The sequence below is a fragment of the Neisseria weixii genome, assembly GCF_002327085.1.
GTDB classification, from domain to species: domain Bacteria; phylum Pseudomonadota; class Gammaproteobacteria; order Burkholderiales; family Neisseriaceae; genus Neisseria; species Neisseria weixii.
The window spans coordinates 2125578-2138662 of sequence record NZ_CP023429.1 but is presented as its reverse complement, the minus strand read 5'-3'; the positions used below and the strand labels follow the sequence as shown (position 1 = coordinate 2138662).

The window sequence follows — 13085 nt, the reverse complement described above, 5'->3', positions numbered from 1 at the left end:
CGCAGCGGATTTGCGAAGCTAATGACGTCGATTTTTTGTGCAGTGGCTTTTCAGGCAGTTTTGCAAAGGCCTCGGGCCGTCTGAAAGTGTAGCAGCAAACATCGCCAACTTTCTGCACGACCGCTTATCTGAATTTACCATCGATTTACACGCCCACTTGTAAAATACGCCTTATGCCCATATAGTGTTCAAAAGCATTCAAGAAAGCGCATTATGCAACCGTCACCATGTACACCGGCGCGTTTTGCCCGTATTGCACCATGGCAAAAAAGCTTTTGGCCGCCGTGGGCGTGACCGAAATCAAAGAAATCCGCGTGGAGTGGATAAAAATCCGGCCGATTTTGCCGAAATGCAACAATTGAGCGGTCAGTGCAGCATTCCGCAAATTTTTATAGGCGACACACATGTCGGCGGTTTTACCGATTTATACCGCTTGCAACGGCAAGGCGAATTAATTGAATTACTCAACCCATAACCCTAAACAGATAGGAAAACAAAATGGCAGAAGAATTGCAACCTGTATTCAGTATTGAGCGTTTGTATGTAAAAGATTTGTCTTTGGAAGTGCCTAACGCACCACAAATCTTCTTGGAACAAGGCGATCCTGAAGTCGATATGCGCGTGTCAACCGCCAGCCAAAAGTTGGAAGAAGGCATTTACACCGTTGATGTCACCGTGACCGTTACCGCCAAACTGAACGCAGAGCGCACCATGTTCCTGAACGAAGTGACCCAAAGCGGCATTTTCCGTTTGGAAAACATTCCGGAAGAAGACACCCAATTGCTGTTGGGCGTGGCTTGTCCGAACATCTTGTTCCCATACGCACGCGAAGCGATTTCTTCAACCGTGACCCGCGCCGGCTTCCCACCGGTATTGTTGGCACCAATCAACTTTGAAGCGATGTACCAACAACAGCAAGAAGGCAATGTTTAATTTGCAGCCTTGATGTTTTATCAAAAGGCCGTCTGAATTTCAGACGGCTTTTTTTCCGTTAAAATACGGCAAACCACGATTGCTTTGAATATAGTCACCATGATGACCCCGAAACTCAAAAACAGCTTAAAGTCACCGATACCACCGCCAAAAAACTCGACAAGCTCCATTTGAATAGCGCGTGGGATTTGGCGCTGCATTTACCTTTGCGCTATGAAGATGAAACCCACATCATGCCAATTGCCGATGCGCCGGTAGGCGTGCCGTGTCAGGTAGAAGGAGAAGTGGTGCATCAGGAAGTCGCTTTCAAGCCGCGCAAGCAATTGGTGGTGCAGATTGCCGATGGTTCCGGCAGCGTGTTGCATTTACGCTTCATCCATTTTTACGCCAGCCACCAAAAGCAGATGGCAGTGGGCAAACGCATTCGCGCGGTGGGCGAAATCAAGCGCGGTTTTTACGGCGATGAAATGATTCACCCGAAAATCCGCGATGCCGACAGTACCGGTTTGGCCGAAAGCCTTACCCCGATTTATCCGACTGTGAACGGTTTAAACCAGCCGACCCTGCGCCGCATTGTTCAGACGGCCTTAGACAGCATCCCGCTGCACGACACCTTGCCCAATGATTTGTTGTGCCGTCTGAAACTGCCGCACTTAGCCGAAAGCCTGCGTCTGCTGCACTCGCCGCTGCCAAGCTTCACCATCCATCAGCTTTCAGACGGCACTTTGCCCGCATGGCAGCGGCTGAAATTTGACGAACTGTTGGCGCAACAATTGTCCATGCGGTTGGCGCGGCAAAAACGCATCAGCGGCGCGGCGGCTCCGTTAAACGGTGACGGCAGCTTGGTACAAAAGCTGCTCGATTCGTTGCCGTTTACTTTGACTCAAGCGCAGCAGCGCGTGGTGGGTGAAATCAAGCAAGACTTGACTGAAACTTTTCCCATGCACCGCCTGCTGCAAGGCGATGTCGGCAGCGGTAAAACCATTGTTGCCGCATTGTCCGCGCTCACCGCCATTGAAGCCGGTGCGCAAGTAGCCGTGATGGCGCCGACCGAAATTTTGGCCGAACAACACTTTATCAAGTTCAAACAATGGTTTGAGCCGCTGGGTTTGACCGTGGCTTGGCTTTCCGGCAGCCAGCGCAAAAAAGAAAAAGACAGCAACAAAACCGCCATTTCAGACGGCCTTGCCCAAATTGCCGTCGGCACACATGCGCTGTTTCAAGACGATGTCGCCTTCCACAATCTCGGCTTTGTGATTGTCGATGAGCAACACCGCTTCGGCGTGGCGCAACGTTTGGCCTTAAAGAACAAAGGCAACGACGTGCATCAGCTGATGATGTCGGCCACGCCGATTCCGCGCACATTGGCAATGAGTTTTTTCGCCGATTTGGACGTATCGGTCATCGACGAATTGCCGCCCAACCGCACGCCGATTAAAACGCGGCTGGTCAACAGCGTGCGCCGCGCCGAAGTCGAAGGGCTGGTGTTGGGCACTTGCCAAAAAGGGCAGCAGGCTTATTGGGTGTGTCCGCTGATTGAAGAGAGCGAAACGCTGCAACTGCAAACCGCCGCCGATACCCTTGCCGAGCTTCAGACGGCCTTACCCGAGCTCAACATCGGCTTGGTACACGGCCGCATGAAACCTGCCGAGAAAGCCGGAGTGATGGCCGAATTTATCGCAGGCCGTCTGAATGTGTTGGTGGCGACGACCGTGATTGAAGTCGGTGTCGATGTACCCAATGCCAGCCTGATGGTGATTGAACACGCCGAACGCATGGGCTTGGCGCAATTGCACCAGCTGCGCGGCCGTGTGGGGCGTGGCGCCGCCGCCAGCGCCTGCGTGCTGCTGTTTACCGAGCCATTAAGCGAACTGGCCAAAGCGCGCCTGAAAGTGATTTACGAACACACCGACGGCTTTGAAATCGCCCGCCAAGACTTAAATATCCGCGGCCCCGGCGAATTCTTAGGCGCACGTCAAAGCGGCGTACCGATGCTGCGGTTTGCCAATTTGGAAGAAGATTTGCACCTGCTCGAACAAGCCCGCGAAATTGCGCCGAAACTGATTGCCGAACGACCGGATACTGTGCAGGCGCACTTGGATCGGTGGTTGAGCAGTCGGGAAGGGTACTTGGGGGTGTGATTTAAGGCCGTCTGAAACGCAATATTTTTCAGACGGCCTGTGTTTACGGTACAATCCAATCACATTATTTATGCCGTCTGAAAAAGGAGAAAAAATCATGAAACCGGAAAATACATTATGCATCGTGGTCGATATTCAGGAGCGTTTGCTGCCTGCGTTGCACGATGCGGAGTCGATGGTTGAGCGCAGCCGCGTAGTGATTCAGGGCTTGCAGGCTTTGGACGTGCCGTTGGTGGCGACGGAGCAGTATCCGAAAGGCTTGGGTAAAACCGTGCCGGCGGTGCAGCTTTTGTTGGGCGATGGGGCGGCGGTGTTTGAGAAAACGCGTTTTTCGGCGGTGATTGCCGAAGTGGAAGCCGTGTTGAATGAGCAGAAGGTTGAAAACGTGATTTTGCTCGGTGCCGAAGCGCATGTGTGTATGTTGCAAACGGTGTTGGATTTGCGCGCGAAGGGTTTGGCGGTGTATGTGCCGTTTGATTGCACCACTTCGCGCAATCCGGCCAATAAAGACAATGCGTTGCAGCAAATGCGTGATGCCGGTGCGGTGGTGAGCAACAGCGAAAGCGTGTTGTTCCAATTATTGGGCGATGCGAAGCATCCGGCGTTTAAAACCGTATCGAAACTGATTCAGTAAAGGCCGTCTGAAATGCAATATGTGGTTGCCGAAGCGGTGCAGGGCGATTTGCCTTCCATTGTCGCTATTTACAACAGCACGATTGAGCCGCGCCAATCGACGGCGGATTTGCAGCCGGTGACGGTAGCCGGGCGCCAGGCGTGGTTTGATGCGCATGGCGGCAAAAGGCCGTTGCTGGTGTTGCGTGATGTGCGCAATGAGATTGTGGCGTGGGGCAGCTTCAGCGATTATTATCCGCGCCAAGCCTACCACATCAGCGCGGAAATCAGCATATATGTACGGCAGGAAGCGCGCGGTGTCGGCGTGGGTAAAGTATTGCTGCGCTACATGCTGGAGCGTGCGCCGTCGTTGGGCATCCGCAATGTGTTGGCGGTGATTTTCGGCCACAATCACGCCAGTATCCGTTTGTTCCGTTCGTTTGGTTTTGAAGAATGGGGGCGTTTGCCGCAGGTGTGTGATTTGGAAACGCAGTTGGCGGATATTGTGATTTTAGGTAAGAAAATTTTGGATTGATTGTATAGTAGTTGAAAATAAAAACAATACAGCGTTACCGGCTCCCTTGTGTACCGGGTATATACGGCGGTCGTCGCCTTGCCTTATTTCTATTTTAAACAACTATAAATCAAAAGGCCGTCTGAATTTCAGACGGCCTTTTGATTTTAGCGGCGTAAAATCGCCGAATCGACATATTTTTGCACGCCTGTGGCAATCGCTTGGGCACAGCGGATGCGGAAAGATGAATCGGCCAGCAGTTTTTCTTCAGTCGGATTGGACAGGAAGGCCGTTTCCACCAGAATAGACGGAATATCCGGCGCGCGCAAGACGGCGAAGTTGGCTTCGTCCACGCGGCCTTTGTGCAGTTGGTTGATCTTACCCAATTCAGTCAACACCGATTGGCCGATCTTGCGGCTGTCGCGCATGGTGGCGGTTTGCGCCATATCCAGTAGGGCATTATCTACATGGCGGTTGCCGCTGGTGCGCACACCACCGATGGCATCGGCGTTATTTTGCGTTTGCGCCAAGAATTTAGCCGCAGCGCTGCTGGCACCGCGTGGGTTGAGAATATACACGCCGGTACCGCGGGCGGTCGGGCTGGTAAACGAGTCGGCGTGTATCGAGACGAATAAATCGGCTCTACGCGCACGCGCTTTGGCCACGCGCACGCCGAGAGGGATAAACACGTCTTCGTCGCGCGTCATGTACACAGTGTAGCCCATGGCTTCCAGCCGTTTTTTGACTTCGCGCGAGATAGACAACACAACGTTTTTCTCTTGCAAACCGCCCTACTGACCGCGCCGGAGTCTTCACCGCCGTGGCCGGGATCGATTACCACAACCGGACGGCGGCCTCTGCTGCTCGAAGGCGGCGGATTGCTGGTGGTGCGGGACAGATGCGGCGCACCGGAAGTCGGACTACCGTTGAGCAAGGCCATCATCGGGTCGTTGACATCCACACCGTACGGATAAAGGTCGATTACTAAGCGGTGTTTGAACCCACCCACCGGCGCCAGCACAAAGACTTGCGGATGCACGCTTTGCTTCAAATCAATCACGATGCGCACGGTGTTCGGCGTGTTTTGGCCGACTCGGATGCTGCGGATAAAAGGATCGTCGGCCAACACTTTTTTAGAAATACCCTGTAAAACGGTATTGATGCTGGCATTTTGAATATCCACGACCAGCCGGTTGGGGTTGTCGAGCAAGAAATGCTGAAACCGCAATACCGCCGATGCTTCAATCGTCACACGCGTGTAGGAGAGTGCCGGCCAGATACGGGCGGCCACAAATTGAACGGGCTTGGCGGTTTTACCAAGTGCGGCGGAAATCGGTGTCAGTGTAAAAAACAAACCCGCCGCTTGGCGGACCATTTGTCGTCGTGTCAGTTTAACCATGTTTCCAAACTTTTTCGGCCGTGAGCGGTGTGGGCGGTGAACACTACTGTTCTGCCGTGTTCTGCGTGATTTAATGAAAGGGTGATGTCTGCGGCGGGTGTAAATTCGCCGCCTTGCTGCGGCCATTCGATCAGGCAAACATTTTGGCCGTCGAATAAATCGTCTAAGCCGGCATCTTCCCATTCTTCGGGTGTGCTGAAGCGGTAGAGATCGAAATGATGCAGCGTGAAACCGGCGAGCGGGTAGGATTCGACAATGGCATAAGTCGGGCTTTTTACCGCGCCCTGATGCCCCAAGCCGCGCAACAAACCGCGTGTAAACGTAGTTTTGCCGGCGCCCAAGCCACCTTGCAGATAAACCACCAACGGTGCACTCAGCGATTTAGCCCAGCTTGCGCCCAACGCCAAAGTCGCTTCTTCGTCGGCGAGAAAACGGCTCACGCTCGCACCATCAGTCATAAAATTCGGCCTTGTTATTGTGATATAAAGTATAAATTATGCTGGAAACTCGCCGATTTGCAAACCTTACAAATGATAAATTTAGATAAAGTTGGCGTAAAAGCCAAGTAGAGAGGCAGGGTTGATTCAAAAATACAGGTGGGCTGCTTTCAGACGGCCTGGATTTACGGATAAAATATCAGCCGAAACGGCTATTAAAATGCCGTCTGAAAGCGTGTACAATAACCGCCATATCGACTTTTAAACCCAACCAATCATGAGTATCAGAAAACAACGCCCCATCGGAGTATTTGATTCCGGCGTCGGCGGCCTGACCAATGTCCGCGCATTGATGGAGCGGCTGCCGATGGAAAACATCGTCTATTTCGGTGATACCGCCCGCGTGCCCTACGGCACCAAATCACGCGCCACTATCGAAACCTTTTCTCTGCAAATCGTTGATTTTTTATTGGAACACGATGTCAAAGCCTTGGTCATTGCCTGCAACACCATTGCGGCGACCGCCGGCATGAAAATCCGCCAAAAAGCCGGGAACATGCCCGTATTGGACGTGATTTCCGCCGGTGCCGAAGCCGCGCTGGCGACTACGCGCAACAATAAAATCGGCATCATCGCCACCAATACCACCGTCAACAGCAATGCCTATGCCCGCGCCATTCACGCGCAAAATGCCGATACCTTGGTGCGCACCCAGGCTTCGCCTTTGCTGGTGCCGCTGGTGGAAGAAGGGTGGCTTGAGCATGAAGTCACCCGTCTGACCGTGCGCGAATATTTGAAACCCCTGCTGGTGGACGACATCGATACGCTGGTGTTGGGATGCACCCACTTTCCGCTGCTCAAGCCGCTCATCAGTCAGGAAGCACCAAACGTGACTCTGGTCGATTCGGCCATCACTACTGCCGAAGCCACCGCCAAAGCCTTAACCGAAGCCGGATTGCTCAATACCGACAATCCTGCACCGGATTACCGCTTTTATGTCAGCGACATTCCGCTGCGTTTCCGAACCATCGGCGAGCGTTTCTTGGGTCGAAGCATGGAGCAGATTGAAATGGTAACGTTAGGCTAACCTAAGAAGATGATAATGGTTTCAGGCCGTTTGGAAATAGTTTTTCAAACGGCCTTGATGCTTTACCGCTTAGCGATCCATATACAGAAACTGAATATGACGCTCATATTGATTCAAAATATCGATAATCGCCTGCTCTTTGGTGTAGCCGAGAATATCGTAATCCTGACTGCCTTCAATTAAAAAGACTTCGGCGCGGTAGTATTTTCATGCTCTTGGCTGGAGGCCAGATTGCCTGCTTGGCCGAGCGCGAAAATCGGTTTTTCCGCTTCAATCAGTTCCACCCGATAGATAAAGTCGCGTTGCTCGGGATAGCGCACGGCGATTTGATGTACCAAACCGCCGTTTTCGGTGGTGAGCTCGACTTCAAGGCGCTGTTTTTCCAATTCAACCGCCACTTCCGCCATGGCTTGTTCCAGCGTGTGGGTCATGAAATGTTTGGCCGTCTGAAAATCAGGGAAGCTGGCCAAACGGCTTAAGCGGTTACGCCAATTCAAGCCGTTGTCGAGCACCAAGGCGCGGTCGACTTGACCGGCTTTGCGCTTCATGCCTTCTTGACGCAGGCTTATCCACATCGAAATCATGTACAGCACCAAAATCAGCGAGAAGGGCAAGCCGGCCACCACCGATACCGATTGCAGCGACGCAAAGCCACCGGCAAACAGTAAGCCCAGCGTTACCAAGCCCGTGCCGGCAGCCCAGAATAAGCGCAGCCACACCGGCGCATCGGCGGTTGACGCCAAATCGCGCGAACTCAAATTCGCCAACACTAATGCGCCCGAGTCGGCAGAAGTGACAAAGAAAATCAAACCGATAATCACGCCCAGGGTCGACCACAAGCCCGCCAGCGGATAATGTTCAAACAGCAAAAACATGCCCATCGCCGGATTTTCGACTGCGGTTTTGGCCAAATCGGCGGCTTGGCCGCTGTTGACCAAATCGATGGCGCTGTTGCCGAAAATAGAAAACCACGCAAAGATAAAGCCCAACGGGATAAACATCACGCCGAACACAAATTCGCGCAGCGTGCGGCCGCGTGAAATGCGCGCGATAAACAGGCCGACAAAAGGCGCCCATGCCACCCACCATGCCAGAAGAAAATCGTCCAAGCCGATTTCCATTCCGCACCAGATTCGCCTTCGTAAGCATACACGCGGAAGGTTTGGTCCATGATGGTTTGGAAATAGCTGCCGATATTGTCGACCAAACCGTTAAATAAAAACACCGTCGGCCCCATCACCAACAGCGCAATCAACAAGCCTGTCGCGCCCAGCATGTTGATTTCGGAAAGACGGCGCACGCCTTTGTCCACGCCCGACATGGCCGATAAAGCCGCTGCCGCGACCACGATCAAGATGATGGCCGTCTGAACCGTTTTGCTGGTGTCGATGCCGAATACATGGTTCAAACCGGCATTGGCCTGCAACACGCCGATACCCAAGCTGGTGGCAATGCCGAGCAGGGTGCACACCACGCCGAAAATATCGACCGTGTTGCCGAGCCAGCCGTTCACGCGTTTTTGTCCGAAAATCGGCAGTAAGGCGCTGCGCAAGGCCAGCGGCATGTTTTTACGGTAGGCGAAATAGGCCAAGGCCATGCCGATCAGCGCGTAAATGCCCCAACCGTGCAAGCCCCAGTGCAAAAAGGTTTGCGCCAAGGCCGCACGCGCCGCTTCAGGTGTGCCGCCCTCGCCGATATTGGGCGCAAGGTAGTGGGTGAGCGGTTCGGATACGCCGAAAAACAGCAAATCAATACCGATACCGGCAGAAAACAACATTGCCGCCCATGCCAAAAACGGAAAAGCGGGTTTGTCTTGGTCTTGCCCGAGTTTGATGTCGCCGTAGCGCGATACGCCGACAAACAGCGAAAACATGCCGTAAGCCGCCACCACCAGCATGTAATACCAGCCGAAATGGTCGGATACCCACTTGAGCGCGCCGCCGAGCACGGTTTCACTAACGGAAGGGAACAAAATGGTGAACAAAATCAGCGCCACCGTAATCACAGACGATGCCAGAAATACGGTTTTATTCACCGCCAGCTTGGCACCGCCGGAAAACGCGGGATTCTGCATAGGCTTTCTCCTTATTGATGATTGATTATTATCGGGATAAGACCGTCTGGAAAGCATTCAGGTTTCCGACGGCCTGAATAAGAAACTCAATCGGGAAACTCTTCGCCTGGTCGATATTGGCAGATTACATCGGCTTGCTTCGGGGAATATCAAACCGGCTGCGGTAGCCAACACAATCAACACCGCTTATTGGTGGTTGATGAGGTTTTGCACAGGTTCGGCCTAAGATAAAGATATCAGGCCGTCTGAAAACCAGTTAAGGCTGCTTATTGCTTTCACTGTTTTGCTGGCGCATTTCTTCATAAATCGCCTGCTGCGCCAATACCGAGCCTTCCGGCGCCTGCGAAGTATCGCCCTCTTCCCACGGCGCGTTATCCGGCACGGTTTCGATGTGAATGGTGCTGAGCGAATAATCCGGTTGGTAGTGCAAATCGTATTTAGCCGCTTTGATGGTGGCCAACATGATTAAACTCATGATGACCAGCAAAGGCGCACCGGCAAAAATCGAGGCCGTCTGAAGGGTGGACAAGTCGCCGATAAACATCAACACCGCCGGCATGAAGCATAAAGTAAATGCCCAGAACAAGCGGTTCCAGCGGTGCGGTTCGTCGTTGACTTCATGCTGCACCACCGAGGAGAGAATGTAGGAAATGCTGTCGAAGGTGGTGGCGGTGAAGATAACCGCCAATACGGTAAACACCGCAATCACCAATTTGGCCATCGGCAAAGTGTTCAATACGGCAAAAATGGCGGCGGTGGCGCCTTGCTCGTTCAACACGGCCACCACATCAAGCGCGCCGCTCAATTGCAGATACATGCCGTAGTTGCCCAAGATGATGAAAAAAACCGAACAGCCGAGCGAGCCGAAGAAAATCGAGCCGGCCGCCATTTGACGGATGGTGCGGCCTTTGGAAATTTTGGCGATAAACAAACCGATGGTTGGGGCAAACACCAGCCACCATGCCCAATAGAACACCGTCCAATCCTGCGGAAAGCCTGTTTTTTGGAAGCCGTGGCCGGAAAATTCGCCGAATGCTTCCGTCCACGTCATCATCTTAATCATATTGGTGAGCGAGCGGCCGATGCTTTCCAAGCCGGTATTGAGCATAAACACCGTCGGCCCCGTGACCAATACAAACAGCAAAAACGCGACCGCCATATAGAAATTGATGTTGGATAAAAACTGGATACCGCCGCGCAAACCCTGATAGGCGCTGTAGGCAAAAATCAAAGTAGTCACCAGCAACACCACCAATTGCATGGTGATGTCTTTCGGCGTGGCGAACAGTTCGTGCAGGCCTTCGGTAATCATCGGCGAGGCCAGACCGAGCGAAGTCGCGCCGCCGCCAATCATGCCGAACACAAAGAAAATATCCACCAGCTTGCCCCAGTTGCTCTTGGCAAATTTCTCGCCGAAAAGCGGCATCAGGCTTTGGCTGACTTTCAAAATCGGCGAATGGCGCACATGGGCGAAATAGGCAATCGACACGGCGGGCACCAAATAAATCGCCCAAGCCACCGGCCCCCAGTGGAACATGCCGTAAGTGGCCGCCCAGCGCACGGCTTCCGGCGATTTGGGCTCAATGCCGAAAGGCGGGCCTTGGTAGTAGTAAACCCATTCCAAAATGCCCCAATACATAATGCTCGCGCCGATACCGCCGCAAAACATCATCGCCGCCCATGAGCCGGTTTTGAACTCGATGTCGTCTTCGGGTTTGCCCAATTTGATGTTGCCGATGTCGGATGAACAGATATACACCACAAACAAAATCGACAATACGCCAAAAGCCAAATAAGCACCGCTGAGTTTGTTGGTGACAAATTGTTTGGTCGCGGCGACCCATGCCGCACCTTGCTCGGGAACAAAACCAAAGGCAGGGTCACGGCAAACAGAATCAGCAGCGTGCCGAAAAAGGTAAATTTATCAATGCGGGTATCGGGTGTGGCCGAAGTTTTTTGGCGGAAATATTGATCGGTATTGAACATACCCAAATGGCGCGAATGCGTCATTTTGACCGGTTTGTATTTGATTTCGGGGCGGGAATCTTTATTCATGGGATGACTTTCTTATTGTTATGTCACGATACGATAAATGAGCATGTGTTTTCAGACGGCCTGATAGATAAAAAAAGGCCGTCTGAAAAACCGTTAGCCGCGTTTGGCTTCGCCGCGCACAGGCGCGCCGTCGGCCACATAATAGGCTGCGTCCGATTTCGGCAGCTTGCGGCCGCGCATGGCATCGGCGATTTTCTCGCCGATCATGATGGTGGTGGCGTTGAGGTTGCCGGTAATGATGTCGGGCATAATCGATGCATCGACTACGCGCAAACCTTCTACGCCGTGAACGCGGCCTTGCGAATCGACCACGGCATCGTTGCCTTCGCCCATGGCGCAGGTGCAGGAAGGGTGGTAGGCAGTTTCGGCGTGGTTGCGCACATATTCGTCGATTTGGGCATCGGTCTGCACGTCCGCCCCCGGGGTGATAGCTGCGCCGCGGTAAGGGTCGAGCGCGGGCTGATTCATGATTTCGCGTGTGATGCGGATGGCGGCGCGGAATTCTTCCCAGTCTTGTTCGTGGTTCATGTAGTTGAACAGAATGCTCGGATGCTCGGCCGGATTACGCGATTTGAGCTTGATGCGGCCGCGGCTGAGCGAGCGCATTGAGCCGACGTGGGCTTGAAAGCTGTGCGATTTGCTGGCGTTGCGGCCGTCGTAGCGCACGGCAATCGGCAGAAAGTGATATTGGATGTTCGGCCACTCGAATTTTTCGTGGCTGCGGATAAAGCCGCCGCCTTCAAAGTGGTTGGTCGCGCCCAAACCGGTGCCGTTGAACAGCCATTCCGCGCCGATGGCGGGTTTGTTCCACCAATGGGTTGCCGGAGCGATGGAGACGGGCTGGGTGCATTCGTATTGCATGTAGAGTTCGAGATGGTCTTGCAGGTTGTTGCCCACGCCGGGCAAATCCAAGATTTCACTCACGCCTGCTTCAGCCAGCCATGCGCCGGGACCGATGCCGCTGCGTTGCAGGATTTGAGGTGAGGCAATCGCACCGGCCGACACAATCACTTCTTGCCGCGCTTCCACGGTTTTCAGACGGCCTTGATGCTCGAAACGCACACCGCGCGCGCGTTTGCCGTCAAACAGCACTACATCGGTTAATGCGCCGGTGAGAATGGTTAAGCGTTCGCGGTGTTTGGCCATGTCGAGATAACCGCGTGAGGTGGACGAACGGCGGCCTTCGGGATTGACAAACCTGTCCATCGGGCCGAAGCCTTCTTGCTGGTAGCCGTTTAAATCGTCGGTACGCGGATAGCCTGCGTCTGCGCCTGCCTGAATCATGGCTTCAAATAAGGGATTGGCATCTTTTTTGGCAGTGGTCACGTGGATCGGGCCGTTGCCGCCGTGGTAATCGTTTTCACCGGCATCGCGGTGTTCCGATTTTTTGAAATAGGGCAGGCAGTCGAGATAGGACCAGTCGGCCAAGCCGTCTTTTTTCGCCCAATGGTCGAAATCGAGCGCGTTGCCACGGATGTAGCACATGCCGTTAATCAGTGATGAGCCGCCCAAGCCTTTGCCGCGGCCGCAGTCCATCACGCGGTTGTTCATGCAGGGTTCGGGATCAGTTTTGTAGCCCCAGTTGTAGGTGGTGCCTTGCAGCGGCATGGCCAATGCGGCGGGCATTTGGGTGCGGAAATCCAAGCGGAAATCGGGCAGGCCGGCTTCCAAAAGCAAAACGGAAACGTTTTCGTCTTCGGTCAAACGCGCCGCCAACACCGCGCCGGCGCTGCCTGCACCTATGATGATGTAGTCGTAAGCGGATTTTAAAGTCGGGTTGGGATGAATCATTTTTATATTCCTTTCTTGCTATCGGCTTGACGGAAAATACGC

At 53.5% G+C, this 13085-nt stretch carries 8 protein-coding genes and 4 pseudogenes; 7 read left to right on the top strand and 5 right to left on the bottom strand.

What is annotated here, in order from left to right; genetic code table 11:
- Nucleotides 1–37 precede the first annotated feature (37 nt).
- From CGZ65_RS14790 to CGZ65_RS10745, 6 genes and pseudogenes are all read left to right on the top strand, one after another.
- Nucleotides 38–163 (top strand): hypothetical protein, encoded by a 126-nt coding sequence (locus tag CGZ65_RS14790; protein ID WP_255419120.1) that lies wholly within the window; start codon nt 38–40, stop codon nt 161–163.
- Between the two features lie 64 nt (nt 164–227).
- A pseudogene (grxC, locus tag CGZ65_RS10765) lies at nt 228–475 on the top strand (glutaredoxin 3).
- A gap of 23 nt (nt 476–498) precedes the next feature.
- On the top strand, nt 499–933 hold the full coding sequence (gene secB, locus CGZ65_RS10760) for a protein-export chaperone SecB (protein ID WP_096295808.1): 435 nt from the start codon (nt 499–501) through the stop codon (nt 931–933).
- 107 nt (nt 934–1040) lie between these two features.
- Nucleotides 1041–3074: pseudogene (gene recG, locus CGZ65_RS10755) on the top strand (ATP-dependent DNA helicase RecG); the annotation flags it as partial.
- Between the two features lie 97 nt (nt 3075–3171).
- On the top strand, nt 3172–3708 hold the full coding sequence (locus CGZ65_RS10750) for an isochorismatase family protein (RefSeq protein ID WP_096296181.1): 537 nt from the start codon (nt 3172–3174) through the stop codon (nt 3706–3708).
- 12 nt (nt 3709–3720) lie between these two features.
- Complete coding sequence (locus tag CGZ65_RS10745; protein ID WP_096295807.1) at nt 3721–4221, top strand: GNAT family N-acetyltransferase; 501 nt, start codon at nt 3721–3723, stop codon at nt 4219–4221.
- Between the two features lie 146 nt (nt 4222–4367).
- Here the strand turns inward: CGZ65_RS10745 and CGZ65_RS10740 are convergent.
- Nucleotides 4368–5599 (bottom strand): annotated as a pseudogene (locus CGZ65_RS10740) (N-acetylmuramoyl-L-alanine amidase).
- Nucleotides 5587–6057 (bottom strand): tRNA (adenosine(37)-N6)-threonylcarbamoyltransferase complex ATPase subunit type 1 TsaE, encoded by a 471-nt coding sequence (gene tsaE, locus CGZ65_RS10735; RefSeq protein ID WP_096295806.1) that lies wholly within the window; start codon nt 6055–6057, stop codon nt 5587–5589. The pseudogene CGZ65_RS10740 and the gene tsaE overlap by 13 nt, the downstream one beginning before the upstream one ends.
- A 256-nt stretch (nt 6058–6313) precedes the next feature.
- On the opposite strand from tsaE, the gene murI reads away from it, so the two are divergent.
- Complete coding sequence (gene murI, locus CGZ65_RS10730; RefSeq protein ID WP_378595530.1) at nt 6314–7123, top strand: glutamate racemase; 810 nt, start codon at nt 6314–6316, stop codon at nt 7121–7123.
- A 179-nt stretch (nt 7124–7302) separates the two neighbouring features.
- Here murI and CGZ65_RS14350 read toward each other — a convergent pair.
- From CGZ65_RS14350 to betA, 3 genes and pseudogenes are all read right to left on the bottom strand, one after another.
- A pseudogene (locus CGZ65_RS14350) lies at nt 7303–9197 on the bottom strand (BCCT family transporter).
- Between the two features lie 256 nt (nt 9198–9453).
- Nucleotides 9454–11118 carry a BCCT family transporter gene (locus tag CGZ65_RS10720; protein ID WP_232507601.1) on the bottom strand — a complete coding sequence of 555 codons (1665 nt, stop codon included), beginning with the start codon at nt 11116–11118 and terminating at the stop codon, nt 9454–9456.
- Between the two features lie 227 nt (nt 11119–11345).
- On the bottom strand, nt 11346–13043 hold the full coding sequence (betA, locus tag CGZ65_RS10715; RefSeq protein WP_096295804.1) for a choline dehydrogenase: 1698 nt from the start codon (nt 13041–13043) through the stop codon (nt 11346–11348).
- Nucleotides 13044–13085: the final 42 nt, after the last annotated feature.